Here is a 21,648-nt window from a genome sequence, read left to right on the forward strand (position 1 = left end):
CTGACCACGAGCGTTTTCCCATATGGTTAGCGCTTTTCATCATCTGCTCACGGACAAACATGGCCAAACAGGAACAGCTAGCGCGCAGTGAATGCCCAGTAGCGCGCACCCTTGAAGCGATTGGGGACCGATGGGTATTGATGATCATCCGCGAAGCGTTCGACGACGTACGGCGGTTCAGTGATTTTCAGAAGCGACTTGGTGTCGCCAAGAACATCCTCACCGTAAAGCTCAAGGCAATGGTCGAATTGGGCGTGTTCGAGGTCCGGCCTGCTTCGGATGGAAGCGCTTACAAGGAGTATGTGCTGACCGAGATGGGGCGGGCCGCCTTCCCCATTGTCATCAGCATGCGCCAGTGGGGAGAGCGTTTCCTGTACGGTCCAGGCGAGTGCCATTCGATCATGCTGGATAACGTGACGGACGAGCCCATCGAGACGATCATCGTTCGATCCCGTGCAGGCCGGCAGTTGAGCCCCGAGGACTGTCACCGACGACTGATCACCCGAGAGGGTTGAGGCAAACGCCCTCTGCATGCTCATGACGTTTTTCAATCACCTCGATGCCGTTTCCTGCATTGCCGGACGGCGCCGGGTGGTCGATGCTTGCATGACCATCGCCAGTGTTCCCCTCCACCCGCAGAGGCCGCCATGAAAAACGTCGAACAAATCCTCAAGAGCAAGTCCGAACACCAGACCGTGTATACCATCGGCCCGGACGACTCAGTGCTCGACGCCCTTAGACTGTTGGCCGAGATGAACATCGGCGCATTGCCTGTCGTTGAAGGCAACGAGGTGGTAGGTATCGTCAGTGAACGCGATTATGCGCGCAAGCTGGTGCTCAAGGGACGCTCGTCGGCCGCCACGCCGGTGCGCGATATCATGAGCGCACCGGTGGTCACCGTGGAGCCGAAGCACAACCTTGAGTACTGCATGAACCTGATGACCAACCGGCATTTGCGCCATCTACCGGTGGTGAGCAACGGTGAGCTGTTGGGGCTGTTGTCCATTGGCGACCTGGTCAAGGAGACCATTGCGGAGCAGGCAGGGCTGATCTTGCAGCTCGAGCAGTACATCCGCGGTGAGTGAAACGCTTGGAAACGCGTTTGCCCGCAAGCGCCACAGGTAAGGCTGGCCGTCAGCCGAGTCCAGAACAGTCCACACCCTATGCCGCTTGAATGGCGGTAACGGCGCATTGACTAGGGCGACTCACGGCCACTTACTTTCTTTCGCTGCGGGTAACTTATTTCTTGGCCGGATGAAGTGCTTCGTTCAACTGGTCGATCATGGGAATCCAGTCGGCATCGGCAGTGTAGCTTTCCTTGAGAAAAGCACGCTGGCCTTCACTCCAGAACGGTGCATCGACCAACTTCACATCATCGTCGAGCGGCGAGTGGGTGGTGATGAAGCGCTCGATCTCGACCGGGTCGTCGTCCAGTCCAAGCTGCTTGAACAATTCGGAAAAGTGGTGAGTCGGTTTGTCCATGATTCCTCCGCAGTGCCGGCATGCGCTTCGGTGTAAGCGCCAGTCCTGTTTGAGAGCTTGCGCTCAAGGGTGGGCATCAGCGCCCCAGGCAGGATGACCGCAATCATCGTGCCTGGGAAATAGACAGCGCGCCAAAGCAGAAGACTCGATAAATCCCACCAATGTCCTGAGCAGATGGCTGTGAGCCAAAAGGCGCAGCCCCCCTGCCCTGGATTCACAGCGGCGCGCGGCGCAAGGTGGCCAGGAACGTGGCCGCACCGATGAACAGCCCGGCAAAGGTACGGTTAAGGCGCTTTTGCTGCCTGGGTGTGCGCAGCACCCGCAGTACGCGGGCTGCAAGCCCGGTATAGCCCGCCATCACCAGCATGTCGACGGCGACCATGGTCGCGGCGATGGCGATGTACTGTGGCAGCAAAGGCGCATGGGGATTGATGAACTGCGGCAGCACCGCCAACATGAACACCAGGGCCTTGGGGTTGCTGACGTTCACCAGAAAACCCCGGAACACCAGGCTCAGCGGTTTGCCGATGGGTCGTATACCGGATTCATCGCTCATGTCCATGGGCAGGGCGCGCCATTGCTTATAGGCCAAGTACACCAGATAGGCGACGCCGAACCATTTGATCACATGGAAGGCGGTAGCCGAGGCAGCCAGGATGGCCCCGACGCCTGCAGCAATGATTGCGATCTGCATCACCAGGCCGATCTGCAAGCCCAGCGCATTCCAGTAACCGCGCCAGAACCCGTATTGCAGCCCGCTGGACATCGAGGCGATAGCGCCCGCGCCGGGAGACAGACTGATTACCCAGCAGGCGGCAAAAAAGCCCAACCACACTTCCATCGACATCCCACACCTCGCTCATGCACATGTTTCAAAACATTAAGCTAAGGTGCCGATGAAAAAATGACCAGCGCAATTTGAACGATTCTGCAGCTCTGCTTGCGAGGGGCCGGTAGCAAAGCTCGCAGAGCGCGCGTCAGCTGAGCGCTTCGAGTTCGGCCTGCATGGCTTCAAGCGTTTCCAATGCCTGCATCCAGGCGTCTTCGAGGTCACCTTCACGCTGCTTGAGCGCAGTTTGCCGGGCCAGCAATTCACGCAGCTCGTCCTTGCGCGCAGCTTCGTAGAGACCACCATCACCCAACGCAGCCTCGATCTCGGCCAACTGTGCATGCACCTGGTTGAGTTCAGCTTCAAGCTTGTCAGCGGTCTTCTTGTGCGGTGCCAATTGTTGGCGCAATGCTGCCGCAGCCTGGCGCATGGCCTTCTTGTCGGTCTTGTCGGGGTTGGTTACCGCGCTACTGACCGGCGCGTTGCGCTGACGATAGTCCACGAGCCAGCGGCTATAGTCATCGAGGTCCCCGTCGAAGGGTTCGACCTTGCCATCGGCGACCAGCAAGAAGTCATCAGTGGTGCTTTTGAGCAGGTGCCGGTCGTGGGACACCACTACCACTGCCCCTGCGAATTCCTGCAAGGCCATGGTCAGGGCCAGGCGCATTTCCAGGTCCAGGTGGTTGGTGGGTTCGTCGAGCAGCAGCAGGTTCGGCCGCTCCCAGGCGATGAGCGACAGCGCAAGCCGTGCCTTTTCGCCACCTGAGAAATTCACGACCGGCTCGTCTACGCGATCGCCATGAAAATCGAAACCACCGAGGAAATCGCGCAGCGTCTGCTCGCGCTCGGTTGGGGCAATGCGCTGCAGGTGCAGCAAGGGGCTGGCCTTGTCGTCCAACGAGTCGAGCTGATGCTGGGCAAAATAGCCGACGGCGAGGTTTTCACCTCGCACCAGGCGCCCGGACAGCGGCTCAAGCTCACCGGCAAGGTTCTTGATCAAGGTGGACTTGCCTGCGCCGTTGGGGCCTAGCAGGCCAATGCGTGCACCTGGCACCAGCTGCAGCTTCACCTTCTCGAGGATGGCCTTGTCGCCGTAACCCAGTCGCCCTTCGGACAAGCTCAACAGGGGGCTGGAGATTTTCTGCGACTCGCGGAACACGAAATCGAACGGCGAATCCACGTGAGCAGCTGACAGCTCCTCCATGCGCTCCAGGGCCTTTATGCGGCTCTGTGCCTGACGCGCCTTGGTGGCCTGGGCCTTGAAGCGCGCAATGTATTTTTCCATGTGCGCGCGCTGCGCCTGCTGCTTCTCGTAGGCCTGCTGCTGTTGGGCCAGGCGTTCGGCACGGGTGCGCTCGAAGGCACTGTAGCCGCCCTTGTACAGGTTCAGCTTACGTTGTTCGACATGCAGCACGTGATCGACCACGGCATCGAGGAAATCCCTGTCGTGGGAGATCAACAACAGCGTGCCCGGGTAGCCCTTGAGCCAGTCTTCCAGCCAGAGGATGGCGTCCAGGTCCAAGTGGTTGGTCGGTTCGTCGAGCAATAACAGGTCGGAGGGGCACATCAATGCCTGGGCCAAGTTCAGGCGCATCCGCCACCCACCGGAGAAGTCGCCGACGCGGCGGTCCATCTGCTCGTTGGTAAAGCCTAGCCCCGCCAGCAGCTTGCGCGCTCGCGCATCGGCGGTATAACCGTCAGCACTGTCCAACTCACTGTGCAGCCGGGCCAGTGCCGTACCGTCATGGGCCTGTTCGGCCTCTGCCAACGCAGCCTGCACCCTGCGCAATCGCACATCGCCGTCGAGCACATAGTCCACGGCCACCCGGTCAAGGGTATCGACCTCCTGGCGCATGTGTGCGATCCGCCAGTCTGCCGGCAGGTGGCAATCACCGCCATCGGGCGACAACTCACCGCGCAGCAAGGCGAACAAGCTGGATTTGCCGGCACCGTTGGCACCGATGAGGCCGGCCTTGTGACCGGTGTGCAGGGTCATCTCGGCGCCATCTAGCAAGCGCTGAGGACCACGCTGTAAAGTGAGGTTGGATAGTCTGATCATGATGGTCGCGGAGTCTACCAGCTTCCTCGGCCCATAGCGCGAGTGGAACCATGCAAAGCGACTTGTGGGATCACGCCCTGAGCCTGTACGCCAGGCCCGGTGTGGAAGCGGCTTGCCTCGACCTGCAACGGCAAGGAGGCGATGTATGCCTGCTACTGTGCGCCACCTGGCTGCAGGCCAGGTCAATCGAGGTGCAGCAACTGCGCATCGAGGCATTGCAGGGCTGTGCAGGGCCCTGGCAACGGGATGTGGTATCGCCCTTGCGAAGCCTGCGCGAACAATGGCGAGAATCAGCCAAAGAGGATCAACCGTTGGCTGAACTTCGAGAGCAACTCAAAAAGCTGGAGCTTTCGGCCGAAAGAGCGCTGTTGGAGCGCTTGCAAGCCTGTGCATCACAGTGGCCCGCTGGCAGACCTGGACAAACGGGCGACTGGCTGGCTGGGCTTGCGCCGAGCCAGCTGCAAGATCACCGCGCGCTTGAACAATTGCGCGCGGCGGCACTGGCGCATCAGGCGTCGGTGGACGACGACTGAGCAGCACTTGCATCGGATACTGGTGTGGCAGGGCTCACCGAGTTGCCGGACGATGGGGCTTTCTCTTGCGCAGCTGTCGCCGGCTTGGCACTCGCGGAGCGGCTGCTGGCAGTGCGTGTCGCCGTTCTGGTAGCGGTGCCACGGGTGGAGGGTTTGGCAGGTGCGGGCTTGCTTGTGGCTTTTGCGCCCGCAGCGCCTGATGCAGACTTGGATGCAGCCTTAGCCGCCTGGGGACGGGCTGCATTAGGTTCGGTCGCGGAAGACTTGGCCGCCGTTGCTTTGGCAGGGGACTTGGCCGCGGTAGGCTTCGCGGCAGCCTTGGCCGCGGTAGGCTTCGAGGCCGATCTTGCAGCGGGTTTGGCTGCCACGGATTCAGCGTCGGCGGCCTTGGCCGCAGGCTTGGTCGCTGCGGTTCGCGCGGCTGGTTTGGCCTTGCCGGTGGCTTGGGTGGACGATTTGGCGGCTGTGGTCTTGGCAGCAGGTTTGGTAGCGGCTGGGGCGGCAGCCTGGGCTGCACGTTGGTCGAGGGCCTTGGTGGCAGCTTCACGCACCTTGCCAACGCCCTGGGCCAGTTTCAGGCTGTCCTGAGCATCGCGCTTTAGCTGCTGGATGTAGCCGCGAGTCTGGGTCTGACGGTCCTTGAGCGAGTCGAGCAGCGCTTCGAGCTCGGCAACTGCCTTCTTGGCCTTGTTTTGCGACTTGGCTTTGCCCGCCGTTGCTGCGTCCTGCAACTTCAAGCGACCGTTATGCAGTTTTTCCTGGGCCTTGCCGCGCTGCTTTTCCAACTTGGCCAACAGCTTCTCTGCATCAGCCAGCGCTTGCGAGCAGGCCTCTTCCAAATGTTCAAGCAAGCTACCCGAAAGTTGCTGAAGCAGGTGTAACGGCGTGCTGACTGGCTTTTTCTTGGCCGACATGACTTACCTCCTGACTGATGAGAGTGCGACTCATACTATGCTTCCGCTGCGCAGGCCGCTAGGGCATCTTGACCGCAATATCCATACACTGTTGCATATCAACGTCTGAGCACATTGCGCATCGCAAACACTGCAATCAACAACTCATCGCCGACGCGAACTGCCGTTGCTGAATGCATCATGTGCCCGGCACCGGGTCCGCCCGCACCGCCCTGGACACTGGCATACTTCGCCACCCACCGCCGTAGGAATTGGTCATGCTTCGATCCATTGTTCTAGGTTTTTGCCTACTGCCGATGTTGGCCGTGGCCAACACCGATGATCAGGACCTCGCCTACAGCCTGGGCGCCAGCCTGGGTGAACGGCTGCGACACGAAATGCCAGGGCTACAGCTCGATGCGCTCGTCGAGGGCTTGCGCCAGTCGTACCAGCAACAGCCCTTGAAGTTGAGCCAGGACCGCATGCAGGCGCTGCTCGAACAGCACCAACCGCAGCAGCAAGACGCTGTGCCCCAGGCGCCTGAAGCCGCAGAGGTACGTTTCATGGCCAATGAGCGGGCGCGTGCTGGTGTGCGTGAGTTGATGCAAGGCGTGCTGTACAGCGAGCTACAAGCAGGCAATGGCCCGCAGCCCAAGGCAGGCGCCAAGGTACTGGTGAATTACGTGGGGCGGTTGCCCAGCGGGGAGGTGTTCGACCAAAGCCGTGAACCGCAGTGGTTCAGCCTCGACTCGGTTATCGAGGGCTGGCAGGTGGCGCTGCCGCAGATGCGGGTGGGGGCAAAATGGCGACTGGTGATTCCGTCCGCACTGGCCTATGGCACCGACGGCGCGGGTGATTTGATCGCACCCTACACGCCGCTGGTTTTTGAAATCCAGTTGCTGCAAACCAAGGACTGAATGACCCTCAGACGGGCGCCAGGCCTTCTTCCTTGTGCGCGTTGTGCAGCACTTCAATCAGGCAGTCTTCAAGCTCGAAGCGCTCATGCAACAAGCTGCCAAGCTTGCCGAGCTTCTCGGCGAAGCGCTCGGTGTCCCTGCATTGAGCCTTGACGCAGTGATCGTTGAACGCCAGTGCAATCTGGGTAATGTCATCGATGCGTGGGCTGATCTCGCCTGCAAGGTCAAGGGCTCGGGTGTCTCCGAATGCCTTGGCCTCGCTGACCAGTTGTTCACAGATTTCGAAATGCCACGCCGAGACGTAGTCCACTAGCAACGCACAGAAGTCGCCGTTGGTGTCCTTGTCTGCAAAGGCAGGCTTGGCATCGCGCAAAGAACGATAGGCATGAACCAGTTGCTCGCGCTCGCTCAGCCAACGGTCGATCAGCGTGTTGACCCCGCCCCAGCGTTCCTGTGCATTCTGACAACTATCGAGCATGGCGATCTCTTCCCCTGTGAGCTGATGCCGCTGCTCCTCGCGTAGCGCTGCTATGGCACGAGACAGAATCAGCAGGACAGCATCAAACCTTGGATTTTCGGTATGCGTGCTCGGAGATTATTCCCACGCAAGCTGCCCTTCAAGGTACGCAGGGTAATAACTTCGTACAAGTGTTTAATAAACCGCCTGAACACCACCGGTCGTACGGCGGTTTAGCGTTGTTCGAGGTCATGGGTGACCAAGGCATGCAGGCGACTTGCAAGTAGATGGCCAAGCGGCAACGCAGCCAGGAGCACAAAGGCCATCAGGCTCCATTCGGGTAGCGTCAAGTCCATGAAACTCCAGGTCAAGGCATTGCAAGCAGGGGCCCCGGAAAACAGTTGCCGGGCAAGCTCGTTCCAGTACTGCCCGGCGTTGTGGTCGATGGCGATGGGGCACACCAGATCATCGACAACAACCCCCTGCAACCAGACATGCCTTGCGGCTACTGCAGCGCCACCCAGAGCAAAGCCAAGCGCTAGCTGGGCATAGCGGCGTTGGCCTTCAAGTGTCGGCCCATGCAGCACCGCGCTTAGACACACCAGGACATACCCTGCCAGCAGCACCCGTTGCGTCAGGCACAGTAGGCACGGCAAAAGCCCAAGCGCATCCTGCAGCTTGAATGCGGTGACCAGGGCAGTGAGCGCCAGCAGGCAGGCAGGGAAGAAGAAAGTACGCAGGCGGGCCGGCAGCATGGGCAGTGGGGGTCCCGGTATCGGTGGTCGTGGCTTGAAACGGTAGAGGAAACACATCCTTTGTTTCAAGGCACAACAGTCGAGACAATTCCCAGCGTTGCCTAGGAAATATCCAACTGCCGTGTAAGACGCGCCTTAAGAAAATACGTCAGGATTTCTCCACCCCAAACCGAAAGATTACCTGCCCATGAAGCCCGCGGCTTCCCGCGGGCCAGGGTCAGGTCAAGCGCGAACCGTCTCCGGCAAAGGCAGCGCCAGCAAACGCTCATCGAGCAAACCAAGCCCTTCCTGGAAAAGCTGGTTGCTGCGTTCGGTTTCGCCAAGGCCAGCGAGCAGACGCGCCAGCTCGGCGCAGGCTTCGGGGTTGCGCTCCATGCGCAAGCTGCTTTCCAGGTAGTCACGGGCCTTGCCCCACAACCGATTCTGCAAGCTGAGTCGACCCAGCGTCAGCAGCAGACTGGCATCCTGGGGATGGTCCTTGAGCCAAGCTTCGGCGGTCTGCAGCTGCCGCGCGGGATCTTCACCGCGCACCAGACCGTACAGCCGGGCAAGATGGCTTTCGTAGCTGCGCTTGAGCGCCGTACGCAACACCTGCTCGGCCTCGCCCTGGGCGCCGAGCTGGCGCAGTTGTTCGGCATAGGCCAGGACCAGTTGCGGCTCCTGACGCTGGGCGGAGGTCAATTGCTGCCAGGCACGCTCCAAGGCTTGGCGAGCCGTTTGCGCATCTTCGCCCCGGGTCTGTGCCAGGCTCAGGTTTTGCCCCCAGGCACGACGTTCGAGCGTGGCAAGCTCGGTAGCAGGCAGCACCTTGTTCTTGCGCAGGTCCGGCATCAGGCGAATGAGCGCAGGCCAGTCGCCGCGCTCGAGCTGCAAGCGTTGCAACAAACGCAGTACCTGAGTGTTGTGCGGATGACGCTCCTGCATGGCCAGCAACGTCTGAAGCGCCCCGTCGTTGTCGCCACGGTCCATTTGCAGTTGGGCATGGGTCAGGGCTACGGCAAGCTCCGCCTGAGGTTGCCGCTCCAGCGCACGCTCCAGCAGACCGTCGCTTTCCTCGACACGGCCCTGCTCGTTGGCGGCCTTGGCGGCGCCAAGGTAATACATCAGCGGTTGGCGTTCAGCCTCTGCGGCCCTGTGCAGATGACGCTGGGCACTAGCCCAGCGCCCTTCTGCCAAGTCCAGCTGGCCCTGTTCGATGGCAACGCGGTTACGCCGGCTGCGGTTGCGCCGGGACCAGGGGTTGACCGCCCCGCCAGAGGCCAGGACCAGGCCGACCAGAAAACGCAACACCAGCAGCGCCAGGATGACGGCCAGCAGCCCCAACAGCGCGGCCCAAAGCCCGGACTGGTAACGGAAGCTGCCATAGGAAATCATCACGTAGCCGCTGTGCTTGGCAACGGCCACGCCGAGGGCCGCCGCCACCACAATGGCCAATACCGCCAACAGGTAGACACGCTTCATGGCTTGTCTCCCTTATCCTCGGCAGGCAGATGCCGGCGCTGGATATAGGCCTGAACGGAGGCAAGGCTTTCACTGAGATCAGGGGTCACGACCGAAACGGGTTGCTTGGCCAGTGCGTTGAGGCTGTCGAGCATGGCTTTGCTCTGCGGGTTGTCGGCGTTGAAGTTGGCCAGCAGCACGCTGCGTGCATCATCCAATGCCTGGGCATAGACCTTCGCATCACCGTTGAGCGCTGCCCATTGCGCCTGCTCCAGCGTAAGGCTCAGCGCCAGGCGCAGCTGGTTGAGCTGCTGACCGGCGAGCAACGGTTTCACATTCTCGTCGGCATTGAATTCAATCTGGAAATACTTGGATATTTCCGACCACCATTTGGCCAGGCGACTGGCGCTATCGCCGTCACTGGTCAGCGCACCCATGGCATTGGCGTCATTGTCGAATTCGGGCGACTGGGCGCTCAGTTGCTGGACGAGCTCACGCTGAGCCGCCAATTTCAGGAACAGGCCGGTGCGGTCAGGTTGCTGGGTATTGTTGAGGGTGGCGAGGCTGCGGGCCAGTTGCTCGCGCGCGGCGAAGGCGCCAGGGTCGCTTTGTTCGCGCAAAATCTCGTCCGCGCCTTCGACCAGTGCCTTGGCGCTGGTGATGTCCTGCAAGGCCGACAGCCTCAGGGTCGCCAGGCGCAACAGGTGTTCGGCTTCGGCCAGGCGCCATTCCTTGCGGCTTTCACCGAGTACGGTCTCAAGCCGCTGACTCAGGCGCTGTTGATCGCCTTGGAGCTGCGCCACCAGGCGACGACGGTCTTCAAGCTCACTGGCTGCCGGCAGACCTGCCAACTGCGCGCTGATTTTCTGTTCGCGCTGCTGAAGTGCCTCGGCACGCTGGTTCAGCGCCTCCAGGTGCTGGCCCTGATCGAACTCGCTGCCTTGCAGTTGGTGCACTTGCCAAGCGCCCCAACCACCGATAGCGATGCCGGCAGCGCCCAACAACAGGGCCAGCGCGGCCAAGCCATTGCCGGAGCGCTTGGCGGGCACTGGGGTGACAGGCTCCGTCGGCGCCTGTGCCGATGTTTGATCCTTGTTGGACAAGACAGTCTCGCTCACGTATCCATCCTTTGCATGGGGGCGCGCCGCCTTAGAGCTTGGCGCCTGGGTCGGCAGGTGCAGCGCTGCGCTGCACGGCTGCCAGCAAGGCCGTGGCGCTGGCGCCACGGCAATCCACAACGTGTTGGGCACCTGCGGCCCGGGCCTGTTCAGCGACCCGCGGGCTCGGTACGAACACCGGCAAGCGTGCCAGCTGCGGCCATTGGCTACCAGCCAGTTGCTGCAAGTGTTCGAAACCCTGTCCACTGCTGACCACCAGGCCATTAAGGCGTTCCGCTTCGATGCGATGCAACAGGTAGCCTGCAGGGTACGGCGGCAGGTTGCGGCGATACAGTTCCAGATAATCGACGGTAGCACCTAGCTGAGCAAGACGCTCTGCCAGCAGTTCGCGACCTCCGACACCCCGCACGATCAAGATGCGCGGCGCTGGGTTCGCCAGTACCTGTTGCAGCGCAGGCAATTCGAGCAGGGCTTCACTATCGTCCCCGCATGCGGGGAAGCTGACATCAAGCTGTGCATCCTGCAGCACCGCAGCTGTAGCCGCGCCTACCGTGAACCAACCCTGGGTCGGTAGGTATAGCTGCCGCTGCTCCGCTGCCGCCAGCAGCAGCCGGGCGGCCGGTTTACTGACCACGATGAACCCCTGGTAAGTGGACAGTTCCTTGAGCAATTCCAACTGCGGCGGCTGCAGCATGACAGGTTCGATTGCCAGCAAAGGCATGCAGCTGCTGGCTATGCCGGCTTCGCCCAGTGTGTGGGCAAGCGCTGCACACTCCTCGGCGGGTCGGGTCAACAGCAGGCGCCAAGGGCTCACGAATGCCCTGCCTCGCCGTAGACTTCCTTGAGGATGGCCTCAGCGCCCTGATTGAGCAGGTCTTCGGCCACCTGCATACCGAGCGCTTCGGCTTGCAGACGAGGCGCCCGAGCTTGGGCGACCAATAGGGTACCGCCGTCTGGATGCCCTACCAGGCCGCGAAGCCACAGCTGGTCTTGTTCGAGCACGGCATAACAGGCGATCGGCACTTGGCAACCGCCGTTGAGGCGCTTGTTCAGGGCGCGCTCGGCTACCACACGATCGGCCGTATCGAGATGATGCAAAGGCGCAAGGAGCGCGTGGATCTCTGCGTCGGCGCTGCGGCACTCGATGCCGACGGCGCCTTGCCCCCCGGCAGGAAGGCTATCGTCGACGCTGATGCTGTCGGTGATTCGCGCTTCGAAGCCCAGGCGGATGAGCCCGGCTGCCGCCAGGATGATGGCGTCGTAGTCACCCGCGTCGAGCTTGGCCAGGCGTGTATTGACGTTGCCGCGCAGAAAGCGGATTTGCAGGTCGGGACGACGGGCCAGCAGTTGGGTCTGTCGACGCAGGCTCGAGGTTCCGACGATGCTGCCGGCGGGCAACGACTGGAGGCTGTCGAACCGGTTGGAAACGAAGGCATCGCGCGGATCTTCACGCTCGCAGATGCAATACAGGCCAAGGCCCTCGGGAAAGTCCATGGGGACGTCTTTCATCGAATGCACGGCAATGTCGGCTTCGTGCTCGAGCAGAGCGGTTTCCAGTTCCTTGACGAACAGCCCTTTGCCGCCGATCTTGGCCAAGGGTGCATCAAGCAGCTTGTCACCCCGACTGACCATGGGCACCAGGGAGACTTTCAGGCCAGGGTGGGCCTGTTCCAGGCGCGCCTTGACGTATTCGGCCTGCCACAGGGCCAGGGCACTTTTACGAGTGGCAATACGGATTTCGCGAGTGGACATGTAACGCCCCGAACCAGAGAAATGCCGCCGATGATAGCAGCATCATCGGCGGCACTAGCAGATACGGATCAACAGCATGGGTCGAAGCTGCCAATGACAGCCCGACTGGAGGCCTGCGCGCAACTCTCATTAGCGATGGCGCGTTACTGCCTCAAGCGCTCAGAGGGTCTGCATCATTTTGCGCACGCCTGCTACATGACGCCGGCTCACGATCAGGGCATCACCACCATCTAGCCCTCGAAGGTGCAGTTGGAAATGCCCCAGAGGTGTACGTTGCAGGCGTTCGATCCGTTCCCGCGCAACCAGCGCATTGCGGTGGATACGCGCAAAACGGTCGCCAAATTCATCCTCGAGCGCCTTGAGCGGCTCGTCGAGCAACACTTCGCCCGTTTCATGGCGCAGGGTCACGTACTTGTGATCGGCAATGAAATAGATGATCTGGGCGATAGGAATCAGCTCGATGCCTTTGCGGGTTTTGACGCTGATGTGGCTGCGGGGACCACTGCCCTCGTGGCGTGGACGTGTGAGCTCGGCCAGCAGGCCGCGGTTCGGCCGGTCTGCCCTGCGCAGTGCCTCGCGAAGCGCCTGCCCGTGAACAGGCTTGGTCACGTAGCTGAGGGGGGTTTCCTTGAAGGCATCTTCCCCATACTCGTCATCACCGGTACAGAACACGAGCGCAGGCGGCGCCTCACGCTCGCACAGTCGGGCGGCGACCTGCAGACCATCGAGGCCAGGCATTCCGATATCCAACAGAACAATGTCGGGTTTCAGGCTTTCGATCAGCGCCAGGGCCTCTTCACCATTGGTGGCACTTGGCTCCAGCACGGTATAACCCTCGAGTTCACCGAACATTCGGCTTAGGCGCTCGCGGCCTTGGGGTTCGTCATCAACGATCAGGACATTCATAATTGCGCTGGATTCCTGAGTGAGTCTCGCACGGTTAAAAGCGTAGACAGCTGTGTTTGAAGCGACGCTGCGTGTCACGCTCTAGACCGGTGCGATAGCCAAAGATTCACTGTGGCTGGCAGATTAGCTGCCCGCCTCTTTCAAACTGTAGACGGTCCATGGAACACTGCCGTTCAATCCGTAAAATCTCCGTTGCCTACACCGCGCTATGCCTTTTCCTCGCGCCCACCCTGCAGGCGCCCTGCGGCACTGGGCCTAACCCTGTTATCATCGCGGCAATTTTTCGTTCACGCCTGCAATGAGTGAAACCATGAGCACTGACAAGACCAATCAGTCCTGGGGCGGCCGCTTCAGTGAACCCGTAGACGCCTTCGTCGCCCGTTTCACGGCCTCGGTCGATTTCGACAAGCGCCTGTACCGCCACGACATCATGGGCTCCATCGCTCATGCCACCATGCTGGCGCAAGTCGGTGTGCTCAGCGATGCCGAGCGCGACACCATCATCGATGGGCTCAAGACCATCCAGGGCGAAATCGAGGCTGGCACCTTCGACTGGCGCGTCGACCTGGAAGACGTGCACATGAACATCGAAGCACGCCTGACCGACCGCATTGGTATCACCGGCAAGAAACTGCACACCGGCCGTAGCCGCAATGACCAGGTCGCGACCGACATTCGCCTGTGGCTGCGTGACGAAATCGACCTGATTCTGGCCGAAATCACCCGCCTTCAAGAAGGGCTGCTGGAACAGGCCGAACGCGAAGCCGAAACCATCATGCCTGGCTTCACGCACCTGCAGACGGCGCAGCCGGTGACCTTCGGCCACCACCTGCTGGCCTGGTTCGAAATGCTCAGCCGCGACCATGAACGCCTGGTCGACTGCCGCAAGCGTACCAACCGGATGCCATTGGGCAGTGCTGCGCTGGCCGGCACGACCTACCCCATCGACCGTGAGCTGACCTGCAAGCTGCTGGGCTTCGAAGCCGTGGCAGGCAACTCCCTGGACGGCGTGTCGGACCGTGACTTCGCCATTGAATTCTGCGCCGCCGCCAGTGTGGCGATGATGCACCTCTCGCGCTTCTCCGAAGAACTGGTGCTGTGGACCAGTGCCCAGTTCCAGTTCATCGACCTACCCGACCGATTCTGCACCGGCAGCTCGATCATGCCGCAGAAAAAGAACCCGGACGTGCCCGAGCTGGTGCGTGGCAAGAGCGGGCGCGTCTTCGGTGCACTGACTGGTTTGCTGACCCTGATGAAAGGCCAGCCGCTGGCCTACAACAAGGACAACCAGGAAGACAAGGAACCGCTGTTCGATGCCGCAGACACGCTGCGCGATTCGCTGCGTGCCTTCGCCGACATGATCCCGGCCATCAAACCCAAGCATGCCATCATGCGCGAGGCCGCCTTGCGCGGGTTCTCGACCGCAACGGACCTGGCAGACTACCTGGTGCGCCGTGGCCTGCCGTTCCGTGACTGCCACGAAATCGTGGGCCACGCGGTGAAGTACGGGGTCGATAGCGGCAAGGACCTGGCAGAGATGAGCCTGGAAGAGCTGCGTCAGTTCAGTGACCAGATCGAACAGGACGTATTCGCCGTCCTTACGCTGGAAGGCTCGGTAAATGCCCGTGATCACATCGGTGGTACGGCACCAGCGCAGGTACGTGCAGCGGTGGCGCGCGGCAAGGCGTTGCTGGCCGCACGCTAACGGCGCTGAGTGACGGGGCGAGGGCTACCCTGCCCCGTCGCTTTGCCAAAAATATTCAGATTGACGGGGGCTGTAACACAAGCCCCCATCTGGTCGGACTAGCCCGCCGCCTCAGCGCCTGTTGCGCATCATTTCCAGGAAGGACGGCATTGCCGCTTCCTTGTCTGCGACGATTTTCGCCATGTGGGGGTTCTGCCCCATTAGTTCGAGCAATGCCTTGGCCTGAGGGAAATCTTCAAGGAAGTCGATGTTGAGCACTTTCTTGCCTACGGCGCATGCCAGGTCGACCGAGAAGCAGAACATCAGGTCGGCCAGGGTCAATTGCTCGCCTGCCACGTAAGGCGCAAAACGCCCGTTGCGCTTGAGCGTGGCGAAACCTGCCAGAAGCTCGGTGCGCGCCTTTTCCTTGACCAATGGTTCCACGGGCATGCCAAAGAATGCTTCGGCGTAGCATGTACGCGCAGGGAGCTCGATGTACAGCTCGATCTCCTTGACCAACTCATGCACCTTCGCCTTTGCATACGGATCAGCGGGAAGCAGCGCCTTGCCGCCCTGGGTCTGCTCGATGTAGTCGAGGATCACCGTGGTTTCGCTGAGAAAGCCGTGCTCGGTCTGCAGTACCGGCACCTTGCCCCGTGGGCTGACTTCCAGCACTTGAGGCGTCTGACCGCTGAAGAAGAGGACTTCTTCGAAAGGCGCGCCCTTTTCCAGCAAGGCCAATTTGACCATGTTGTAGTAGTTGCTGACAGGGAATCCGTGGAGCTTGAGCATGGTTCGACAGCCTCCGGGCCGTATGGGAATGGCAGGGCTGTTATAGCCCTTTGGCCATCGGCTGACCAGCGTCATGCACCTGGTCGATGACCAGGCATTGCCACCACGGACGTGGCAAACTGTAGCGCCCACGACAGGAGTAAACCCATGAGCGAGCCCACCGATATCGACAATGACGATGAAGCGTTCGCCGAAGCCACGCTGACCCAGGCCATCGAAAACCAGATTGAAAGCGGCGAGCCGGCTGCGGCGAAGGCTACGTTCAACAAGCTGACACTGGTCGGGTATGAGCGCGAGGATATCCTCAACCTGATGGCCCACGTGCTGGCCTTCGAGATCGACAACATGCTGGCGCAGGACCGAGCCTTCGATAGCCAGTGGTATGAAAACGCCTTGCGCGCGCTACCCGAACTGCCTCCTGAGATGGATCAAGGCGACGGCGAATAACCCGGCTACACTCCAGATTCAGGCACCCCCGCGGTGCCGCTATCCTCGTCTGGAAGTCAGGAGTCGCCATGTCCTTTTCACCCGAACTGATCGCTGAACTGGAAGTGCTTGCACTGTTCAATCTCGACAGCAGCCAGGAAGGCATCAAGATTCACAACACCGCATCCCCGACGCTCATCGCCGCCGCGCAGCGGCTGCACGAAAAAGGCCTGACCGATCAACCCGACGGTGGCTACCTGACCAGCCTGGGTCACGATGCGGTCGAAAGTGTTCAGTTACTGCAGAACATTCTGAGAGCGCCCCAGCCGGCCTGACCGTGTGATTGACTGGGGCTGCGCTGCAGCCCCTGCTGTACATTGGCCGCGGAACGCTCATTCACAAGCCGTAAACTCTGTTTTCTCGGCTGCGCGCGCTTTGCCTGACTCTTGTCTCGATACTTTTCACACAGACTTTATTTTCCCCTCAGTGCTCGATGGGACGCTTCCAACCGCCTCCAAGCGCCAGAAACACGCCAACCTGCCCCATTGCAACCTGGCTGTTCGCAGCCGCCAACTGCGCACGCATGTCGGTATAGGTCCGCGTCGCCTGCAAGTCCGCCAGAAATGACTCACGCCCAGCCTGGTAGTACCGGTGCGTCTGGTCGGCCGCTTCCCGAGCAGACTTCTCTGCCTCGGCCAGTGCATCGCGCCGGTCCAGCAGTGCGCTGTATTGAGCCAGCCGTGTCTGGGTTTCGCGTATGGCATTGAGTACCACACCATCGAAATTCGCCAAGGCCGCCTGGGTGGACGCTTCAGCCATGCGAATTCGGGCCCGCGTGCCGTTGGTGGGGATGCTCCAGCTGATCTGCGGGCCGAAGCCCCAGCGGTTGGTCGCAGGCTCGCCCAGGTTGTCCAGGATGCCGATGGTCCCGACCTGCGCGCCGATGCTGATCTGTGGATAAAGCGCGCCGGTCGCCACACCGATATTGGCGGTGGCAGCCGCCAATTGACGCTCTGCCTGGCGTACGTCGGGGCGACGTTTGAGCAACGCGGCGCCATCGCCCACCGGCACTAACTGGGTCAGCTGCGGCAGTTCAGAGCAATCGGCAGTTCCTGCTGGCAGCTTCTGCACGGGGACCGCCAGCAATGCGGCCAGGGTATACAGGCCTGTCTCACGCTCGGCCTTGAATCGCGGCAGCTCGGCGCCCAACGACTTGAACTGGGTTTGCGACCGCGTCACCTGCGTTTCATCACCACGCCCCGCATCGCGCAGGCGCTGGCTGAGCCTGACGCTTTGCGCCTGTAAATCGAGCGACTCACGGGCAATGTGGTATTCCTCGTTGGCCGAGCACACTTGGGTATAGGCCTTGACCACATCCGCCACCAGCGTGATCCGCGCCGTGTCCGCTGCGGCCTGTACCGCATCGGCACTGGCCCTGGCAGCCTCCGTACCGCGTTTGAAGGTGCCCCACAGGTCGAACTGGTAGGACGCGCTGATGATCGCCTCGCCGATGTTCGCCACAGGCACCTTCTCGGGCTGCAAGAAAGCCTCCCCAGATTCCTGCAGGCGCTGGGCACCTAGCTTCACTCCACCGTCGAAGCCCCCTTGAGATTCAGCGATGTCGACCTGCGCACGGGCCTTGGCGATGTTCGCCGCTGCTACGCGCAATTCGGCATTGGCACTCAGGGCCTGGCGTACCAGCGCGTTCAACCGCGGGTCGTGATACAGCTGCCACCAATCTTCCGGCACCGGTGCCGACACCACGCTGTCGGCATCTTGGCGCAGGGGGCCGTTGAGGTCAGTGCGCTGGATTGCCGCTTCTTTGGGCAGCTCGTAGTCTGGCCCGACCGTCATGCAGGCGCCGAGCGACAGGCATAGCCCTGCGAGCATCAGCCGTTTCATGGGTGCATGTCCTCGACGATCGAGACGGTGGCGGTTCGCCCGGCAATCATGCGGAAATCCTGCGGGACTTCGTCAAAGGCGATCCGCACCGGAATCCGCTGGGCCAGCCTCACCCAGCTGAAGGCAGGGTTGACGTTGGGCAGCAGGTTGGTGCCGCTGCTGCGGTCGCGGTCCTCGATGCCGGCTGCAAAGCTTTCCACATGCCCACGCAGGCGGGTGTTGTCGCCCATCACACGAATATCCACCACGTCCCCGATGTGAATGCCCCCCAGCTTGGTTTCCTCGAAGTAGCCATCGACGTGATAAGAAGCACTGTCGACCACCGACAGCACCGGTCGCCCGGCGGTTACGAACTCATGGTTGCGCGGCGCGCGATCGTTGAGATAACCGTCCACGGGGCTGCGCACCACCGAGCGATCCAGGTTCAACTGGGCACTGTCGACAGCCACCTGCGCCTCGCTGACCGCCGAGCGGGCGCGCGCTTGGCGCGACTGGCTTTCTTCGAGCTGTTCGGCCGCGACCAGGTTGCCCAACTTGCGATTACGGTTCACCTCCCGCGAGGCCTGGGCCAAGGTTTCCTGACGCTCGCCGAACGTGGCCTTGGCCTGACGCAGCGCCAGGGTGAAACGGTCCTGGTCGATGGTGAACAGCACATCGCCACGCTTGACGGTCTGGTTGTCGCGCACCTCGACCTTCTGGATCAACCCGGATACGTCCGGGGCGATCTGGATCACATCGGCGCGAATGTGGCCATCGCGCGTCCAGGGTGCGAACAGGTAGTACACAACCATCTGCCAGACGAGTACGGCGGCAAATGTCACGACCAACAGAGTAAGGACCACACGGCCCAGGGTCAGCAAAGGTTTTTTCATGGCAGCATCAGGCTTCGACAGAAGTGGTCCACCGCACCGAGCAGCACGGCGTAGAGGGCAACGTTGAACAATGCCCGGTGCCAGACCAGGCGATAGAAGTGCACACGCACCAGTACGGCGTGGACACCCAGAAACAGCAGGTAGGTTCCAATCATCATCACCAGCAGCGTGGGCAGGAATACCCCACTGATATCCAGTTCACCGATCACAGGGGTGCTCCATCCAGGCCAGACGGTAGTTGCAGTTGCTCCGCAGGCTCGAGCATGACCTCGACGCCCGGCAGCAGCGCCAGGCGCAGGCCAGCCAGCGCATGCAACAAATGCGGGCGGGTGTCGAGCCGTTCGCAGGGCTCATCGAGACTGAGCGCCAGCCGGGCCCTTTCCATGTTGCGCAAGAGTGCAGGTGGCGCGTGCAGCCGCTCACCGGCGCGCAGGCAGGCCGCGTAATGGGCACCCACTTCAGCGATCACCAAGGCCAGTCGTTCACGGGCGACCTGACCGGCACGCGGCATGTACGCCAGCAAGTCGAGCAGGTTCAGCCCAACACGCAAGTCCCGTAGCGCCACGCTGCTGTCCTGGCCGGTTTGCGACAGGCGAGGTAAATGCTGCATCAGGCGATCGAGCATTTTTACACCCACCTTGCGATGCTCGGCCAAGGTTGCGTGCTCGGTCACCTCGACGATGTCGCGCCAGGCGAAACGGGTCATGCGCTTGGCAGCCAGCTCCACACCGAAGGGGCGCATGACCAGGGTCCAGATGAACGCGAAGAGCAGGCCAACCGGGCCGGCGAGGTTGGAATTGAGGAAGGTGAAGAAATCGGCGTCGTAGGCACCCTGGATGCTGATGAAGGTCGAGGTGTTGACGATGGTCAGCAATGTCCCTAAGTAAAAGCGTGGCTGTACCGTCAACGTGCCGATGCAGATGAAAGGCACGGCGAAGGCCAGTACCAGCATCGGGAAGTCATGCAGGTTGGGCAGCACGAGGAACAAATACAGGCTCGAGAAAATGACCGACAGCAGGGTCCAGAAGAAAAAACGGTAGATCTGTGGGGCCGGGTCGTCCATCGCCGCGAAGAAGCTGCAGGAGACGGCCGCCAGGATCACCGCGCTGGCGCCGTCATTCCAGCCCAGGCCGATCCACAGGCCGCAGGCAACGATGATGGCCAGGACGGTGGAGGTGACCGAGTAGAGCATCAGGCCCCGGTCGAAGAATGGCCGCAAGCGTGCCAGGCGCCAGTGCCGGTAAACGGCGCGCCAGGGGGTGGCGTCGTCGGTACGCAGGGCATGCTGCAAGGTGCAGCAGTCCTGCCACAGGTCTACCCATTCGGTAAGCCGATAGAGCGCGTTGGACAGCAACAGCTCGGCCCGTTGGTCCAGTGCAGCCGCACCCGGGCGCAGGTCGTCGATCCTTTGATGCAGTGCTGCCCACCGCTGGACAGAGGGGCTGTCTGCGGTGCCCTTGAGCCATTCACGTGCAGCATCGAGCACAGGCAGGATGTGTTCGAATTGCTGCGCAGCGCGCCCTTGCAACGCCGCCAATGCATCGTCCAGCGCGTCGATGACCGGCAGCAGGTGGATCATGCGCCCACGCAGCTCACGGGCGTTTTTCAAGGTATGGGGGCCGGTACCTTCATGGCCGAGCTGGCCGATCATCAACTCCAGTGAGTTGAAGGTCGCCACCATCGCCCCGCGCATGCCACCGACATCGACTGTGCTCTGCTGACGGGCCAGATAGCTGTCGCTGTAGCGAATGGCATCGTTGAACCAGTTGCCAGTCGCCCCCACCACCACGGGCGCCAGCCGTCGCGGCCAGAAAATGGCCCCGACCACGGCTGCGCAGACGATCCCCAGGCAGATTTCCTGGGCCCGCGAGGAAGCTACGTCGAACACGGCCAATGGGTTATCGACCACTGCCAGGGCGATCATCGGCAAGGTATACCCGGCCAGCATGAACACGTAGTTGTTGGCCGTGCGCACATTCAGCGAGAGGAACAGCAACGTCCCCGTCCACAGGGCCACTGCGATGCTCAGCAGCAGCGGCGACTGCACCAGGGGCGGTACCAGCAGCACTGCCCCAGCGGCGCCCAGCAAGGTGCCGAGGGCGCGGTACAACGCCTTGGAGCTGGTAGGCCCCAGGAAGGGGCTGGAAACGATATAGACGGTCGCCATGGCCCAGTACGGACGCGGCAACTGCATGAGCAGGGCGATATACAGCGCGATCATGGAGGCGGCGAATGTGCGCACGCCGTAGAACCAATCGCGCGCCGGTGGCACCGAGCTGAAGAAGCCGTTCATGCGACCCCGCCCGTGCTGCCCAGCCCGGCTGCTTCAAATGCGCGCAGTACACGCAGCGTGGCCTGCAGGTCTTCTGGATCGAGCCGACTCAGCACATCACCGCGCACCCTCACCAACTCCGCCTCGATGGCCTCGGCCAGCACGCGCCCTTCAGCCGTAAGGCTCAGGGCCTTGGCGCGCCTGTCCATCGGATCTTCGCTACGCAACACCAACCCGGCCCTGCACAGCTGGTCGAGCAAGCGCACCAGGGACGGGCTTTCCAGCCCGGCCGCCTGGGCGACCGCCACCTGGTGCACACCATCGCCCAGGCGCACGATCATCAGCAGTGGCGCGGCACAGGCTTCGGAAATGCCGTAGCCGGTCAGTGCCATGTGGCAGATGCGGCGCCAGTGCCGAGCGGCAACGACCAGGCCACTGCTGACCTGAAGACGCAGAAGATCAAGGGACATGGGAATCACATATATTCATAGTTTGCTAACTATCAATATACGCCTGGTGCTCCCCCTTCCGTCAACCGGGGGCGACGAAGCGCCTGCAT

Annotated in this window: 24 protein-coding genes; 7 read left to right on the forward strand and 17 right to left on the reverse strand. The window is 61.6% G+C overall.

Translation table 11 applies throughout. The features are described from left to right. Positions 1–59 precede the first annotated feature (59 nt). Both ACK59L_RS10420 and ACK59L_RS10425 read left to right on the forward strand, forming a co-directional pair. A complete protein-coding gene (locus tag ACK59L_RS10420) occupies positions 60–515 on the forward strand; it encodes a helix-turn-helix domain-containing protein (RefSeq protein WP_197844576.1) in 456 nt (151 codons plus the stop codon). Positions 516–647: 132 nt separating this feature from the next. Next, positions 648–1,085 (forward strand): CBS domain-containing protein, encoded by a 438-nt coding sequence (locus ACK59L_RS10425; protein WP_023535729.1) that lies wholly within the window; start codon positions 648–650, stop codon positions 1,083–1,085. 154 nt (positions 1,086–1,239) lie between these two features. On the opposite strand, the gene ACK59L_RS10430 is transcribed toward ACK59L_RS10425, so the two are convergent. The 3 genes from ACK59L_RS10430 to ACK59L_RS10440 form a co-directional block, all read right to left on the reverse strand. Then, the gene (locus ACK59L_RS10430) at positions 1,240–1,482 is read right to left on the reverse strand and encodes a DUF2789 domain-containing protein (protein ID WP_058637047.1); all 243 of its coding nucleotides are present in this window, start codon (positions 1,480–1,482) and stop codon (positions 1,240–1,242) included. A gap of 214 nt (positions 1,483–1,696) precedes the next feature. Then, the gene (locus ACK59L_RS10435; RefSeq protein WP_058604691.1) at positions 1,697–2,329 is read right to left on the reverse strand and encodes a LysE family transporter; all 633 of its coding nucleotides are present in this window, start codon (positions 2,327–2,329) and stop codon (positions 1,697–1,699) included. Positions 2,330–2,459: 130 nt separating this feature from the next. After that, complete coding sequence (locus ACK59L_RS10440; RefSeq protein WP_326383693.1) at positions 2,460–4,370, reverse strand: ATP-binding cassette domain-containing protein; 1,911 nt, start codon at positions 4,368–4,370, stop codon at positions 2,460–2,462. A gap of 50 nt (positions 4,371–4,420) precedes the next feature. Here ACK59L_RS10440 and ACK59L_RS10445 point away from each other — a divergent pair, with 50 nt between their 5' ends. Beyond that, a complete protein-coding gene (locus tag ACK59L_RS10445) occupies positions 4,421–4,903 on the forward strand; it encodes a TIGR02444 family protein (RefSeq protein WP_409273441.1) in 483 nt (160 codons plus the stop codon). On the opposite strand, the gene ACK59L_RS10450 is transcribed toward ACK59L_RS10445, so the two are convergent. Beyond that, positions 4,879–5,817, reverse strand: a complete 939-nt coding sequence (locus ACK59L_RS10450; protein ID WP_409273443.1) for an AlgP family protein — start codon at positions 5,815–5,817, stop codon at positions 4,879–4,881. The two genes, ACK59L_RS10445 and ACK59L_RS10450, sit on opposite strands and share 25 nt — an antisense overlap. Positions 5,818–6,074: 257 nt before the next feature. Between ACK59L_RS10450 and ACK59L_RS10455 the strand changes: the two genes are divergently transcribed. After that, entirely contained in the window at positions 6,075–6,713 is a 639-nt protein-coding gene (locus ACK59L_RS10455) for an FKBP-type peptidyl-prolyl cis-trans isomerase (protein WP_409273445.1), read from the forward strand. 7 nt (positions 6,714–6,720) lie between these two features. Here the strand turns inward: ACK59L_RS10455 and rsd are convergent, their stop codons facing one another. From rsd to ACK59L_RS10490, 7 genes are all read right to left on the reverse strand, one after another. Further along, positions 6,721–7,191 carry a sigma D regulator gene (gene rsd, locus ACK59L_RS10460; RefSeq protein ID WP_144966069.1) on the reverse strand — a complete coding sequence of 157 codons (471 nt, stop codon included), beginning with the start codon at positions 7,189–7,191 and terminating at the stop codon, positions 6,721–6,723. 212 nt (positions 7,192–7,403) lie between these two features. Continuing rightward, positions 7,404–7,925 (reverse strand): disulfide bond formation protein B, encoded by a 522-nt coding sequence (locus tag ACK59L_RS10465; protein ID WP_196135965.1) that lies wholly within the window; start codon positions 7,923–7,925, stop codon positions 7,404–7,406. Between the two features lie 222 nt (positions 7,926–8,147). Beyond that, positions 8,148–9,386 (reverse strand): heme biosynthesis HemY N-terminal domain-containing protein, encoded by a 1,239-nt coding sequence (locus ACK59L_RS10470; RefSeq protein WP_058604684.1) that lies wholly within the window; start codon positions 9,384–9,386, stop codon positions 8,148–8,150. After that, on the reverse strand, positions 9,383–10,483 hold the full coding sequence (locus ACK59L_RS10475; RefSeq protein ID WP_058637039.1) for a uroporphyrinogen-III C-methyltransferase: 1,101 nt from the start codon (positions 10,481–10,483) through the stop codon (positions 9,383–9,385). The genes ACK59L_RS10470 and ACK59L_RS10475 overlap by 4 nt, the downstream gene beginning before the upstream one ends. Before the next feature lie 31 nt (positions 10,484–10,514). Beyond that, positions 10,515–11,297, reverse strand: a complete 783-nt coding sequence (locus ACK59L_RS10480) for a uroporphyrinogen-III synthase (protein WP_409273448.1) — start codon at positions 11,295–11,297, stop codon at positions 10,515–10,517. Next, positions 11,294–12,235 carry a hydroxymethylbilane synthase gene (gene hemC, locus ACK59L_RS10485; RefSeq protein ID WP_023535732.1) on the reverse strand — a complete coding sequence of 314 codons (942 nt, stop codon included), beginning with the start codon at positions 12,233–12,235 and terminating at the stop codon, positions 11,294–11,296. Before hemC ends, ACK59L_RS10480 begins: the two co-directional genes overlap by 4 nt. A gap of 159 nt (positions 12,236–12,394) precedes the next feature. Continuing rightward, positions 12,395–13,141: a LytR/AlgR family response regulator transcription factor gene (locus ACK59L_RS10490; RefSeq protein ID WP_409273451.1), complete on the reverse strand. Its 747-nt coding sequence runs from the start codon at positions 13,139–13,141 to the stop codon at positions 12,395–12,397. A 310-nt stretch (positions 13,142–13,451) separates the two neighbouring features. Between ACK59L_RS10490 and argH the strand changes: the two genes are divergently transcribed. After that, positions 13,452–14,846 (forward strand): argininosuccinate lyase, encoded by a 1,395-nt coding sequence (gene argH / locus ACK59L_RS10495; protein WP_058604679.1) that lies wholly within the window; start codon positions 13,452–13,454, stop codon positions 14,844–14,846. A 111-nt stretch (positions 14,847–14,957) separates the two neighbouring features. On the opposite strand, the gene ACK59L_RS10500 is transcribed toward argH, so the two are convergent. Then, positions 14,958–15,617 (reverse strand): glutathione S-transferase, encoded by a 660-nt coding sequence (locus ACK59L_RS10500; RefSeq protein WP_144966059.1) that lies wholly within the window; start codon positions 15,615–15,617, stop codon positions 14,958–14,960. A 147-nt stretch (positions 15,618–15,764) separates the two neighbouring features. Between ACK59L_RS10500 and ACK59L_RS10505 the strand changes: the two genes are divergently transcribed. Beyond that, positions 15,765–16,064: a hypothetical protein gene (locus ACK59L_RS10505; RefSeq protein WP_144966057.1), complete on the forward strand. Its 300-nt coding sequence runs from the start codon at positions 15,765–15,767 to the stop codon at positions 16,062–16,064. A 68-nt stretch (positions 16,065–16,132) separates the two neighbouring features. After that, entirely contained in the window at positions 16,133–16,378 is a 246-nt protein-coding gene (locus ACK59L_RS10510; RefSeq protein WP_023535777.1) for a TIGR02647 family protein, read from the forward strand. A gap of 148 nt (positions 16,379–16,526) precedes the next feature. Here the strand turns inward: ACK59L_RS10510 and ACK59L_RS10515 are convergent, their stop codons facing one another. From ACK59L_RS10515 to ACK59L_RS10535, 5 genes are read right to left on the reverse strand one after another with little or no spacing between them, the layout of a single operon-like run. Then, positions 16,527–17,945, reverse strand: a complete 1,419-nt coding sequence (locus tag ACK59L_RS10515; protein ID WP_409273454.1) for an efflux transporter outer membrane subunit — start codon at positions 17,943–17,945, stop codon at positions 16,527–16,529. Continuing rightward, positions 17,942–18,817, reverse strand: coding sequence for an efflux RND transporter periplasmic adaptor subunit (locus tag ACK59L_RS10520; protein ID WP_409273456.1), 876 nt, complete (start codon positions 18,815–18,817; stop codon positions 17,942–17,944). The genes ACK59L_RS10515 and ACK59L_RS10520 overlap by 4 nt, the downstream gene beginning before the upstream one ends. Next, positions 18,814–19,026 carry a DUF1656 domain-containing protein gene (locus ACK59L_RS10525; RefSeq protein ID WP_023535833.1) on the reverse strand — a complete coding sequence of 71 codons (213 nt, stop codon included), beginning with the start codon at positions 19,024–19,026 and terminating at the stop codon, positions 18,814–18,816. The genes ACK59L_RS10520 and ACK59L_RS10525 overlap by 4 nt, the downstream gene beginning before the upstream one ends. Then, positions 19,023–21,110: an FUSC family protein gene (locus ACK59L_RS10530; protein ID WP_409273459.1), complete on the reverse strand. Its 2,088-nt coding sequence runs from the start codon at positions 21,108–21,110 to the stop codon at positions 19,023–19,025. Before ACK59L_RS10530 ends, ACK59L_RS10525 begins: the two co-directional genes overlap by 4 nt. After that, entirely contained in the window at positions 21,107–21,559 is a 453-nt protein-coding gene (locus ACK59L_RS10535) for a MarR family winged helix-turn-helix transcriptional regulator (RefSeq protein WP_058604673.1), read from the reverse strand. Before ACK59L_RS10535 ends, ACK59L_RS10530 begins: the two co-directional genes overlap by 4 nt. Positions 21,560–21,648 lie beyond the last annotated feature (89 nt).

Source organism: Pseudomonas sp. KCJK9111, assembly GCF_046231935.1.
Lineage (GTDB): Bacteria > Pseudomonadota > Gammaproteobacteria > Pseudomonadales > Pseudomonadaceae > Aquipseudomonas > Aquipseudomonas parafulva_B.

Coding starts and splice junctions, on each gene's coding strand:
- ACK59L_RS10530 (WP_409273459.1), bottom strand. CDS start 21,110: ATGAACGGCTTCTTCAGCTCGGTGCCACCGGCGCGCGATTGGTTCTAC.
- hemC (WP_023535732.1), bottom strand. CDS start 12,235: ATGTCCACTCGCGAAATCCGTATTGCCACTCGTAAAAGTGCCCTGGCC.
- ACK59L_RS10430 (WP_058637047.1), bottom strand. CDS start 1,482: ATGGACAAACCGACTCACCACTTTTCCGAATTGTTCAAGCAGCTTGGA.
- ACK59L_RS10470 (WP_058604684.1), bottom strand. CDS start 9,386: ATGAAGCGTGTCTACCTGTTGGCGGTATTGGCCATTGTGGTGGCGGCG.
- ACK59L_RS10425 (WP_023535729.1), top strand. CDS start 648: ATGAAAAACGTCGAACAAATCCTCAAGAGCAAGTCCGAACACCAGACC.
- ACK59L_RS10435 (WP_058604691.1), bottom strand. CDS start 2,329: ATGTCGATGGAAGTGTGGTTGGGCTTTTTTGCCGCCTGCTGGGTAATC.
- ACK59L_RS10440 (WP_326383693.1), bottom strand. CDS start 4,370: ATGATCAGACTATCCAACCTCACTTTACAGCGTGGTCCTCAGCGCTTG.
- ACK59L_RS10450 (WP_409273443.1), bottom strand. CDS start 5,817: ATGTCGGCCAAGAAAAAGCCAGTCAGCACGCCGTTACACCTGCTTCAG.
- rsd (WP_144966069.1), bottom strand. CDS start 7,191: ATGCTCGATAGTTGTCAGAATGCACAGGAACGCTGGGGCGGGGTCAAC.
- ACK59L_RS10510 (WP_023535777.1), top strand. CDS start 16,133: ATGTCCTTTTCACCCGAACTGATCGCTGAACTGGAAGTGCTTGCACTG.
- ACK59L_RS10445 (WP_409273441.1), top strand. CDS start 4,421: ATGCAAAGCGACTTGTGGGATCACGCCCTGAGCCTGTACGCCAGGCCC.
- argH (WP_058604679.1), top strand. CDS start 13,452: ATGAGCACTGACAAGACCAATCAGTCCTGGGGCGGCCGCTTCAGTGAA.
- ACK59L_RS10515 (WP_409273454.1), bottom strand. CDS start 17,945: ATGAAACGGCTGATGCTCGCAGGGCTATGCCTGTCGCTCGGCGCCTGC.
- ACK59L_RS10490 (WP_409273451.1), bottom strand. CDS start 13,141: ATGAATGTCCTGATCGTTGATGACGAACCCCAAGGCCGCGAGCGCCTA.
- ACK59L_RS10455 (WP_409273445.1), top strand. CDS start 6,075: ATGCTTCGATCCATTGTTCTAGGTTTTTGCCTACTGCCGATGTTGGCC.
- ACK59L_RS10535 (WP_058604673.1), bottom strand. CDS start 21,559: ATGTCCCTTGATCTTCTGCGTCTTCAGGTCAGCAGTGGCCTGGTCGTT.
- ACK59L_RS10500 (WP_144966059.1), bottom strand. CDS start 15,617: ATGCTCAAGCTCCACGGATTCCCTGTCAGCAACTACTACAACATGGTC.
- ACK59L_RS10520 (WP_409273456.1), bottom strand. CDS start 18,817: ATGAAAAAACCTTTGCTGACCCTGGGCCGTGTGGTCCTTACTCTGTTG.
- ACK59L_RS10420 (WP_197844576.1), top strand. CDS start 60: ATGGCCAAACAGGAACAGCTAGCGCGCAGTGAATGCCCAGTAGCGCGC.
- ACK59L_RS10505 (WP_144966057.1), top strand. CDS start 15,765: ATGAGCGAGCCCACCGATATCGACAATGACGATGAAGCGTTCGCCGAA.
- ACK59L_RS10465 (WP_196135965.1), bottom strand. CDS start 7,925: ATGCTGCCGGCCCGCCTGCGTACTTTCTTCTTCCCTGCCTGCCTGCTG.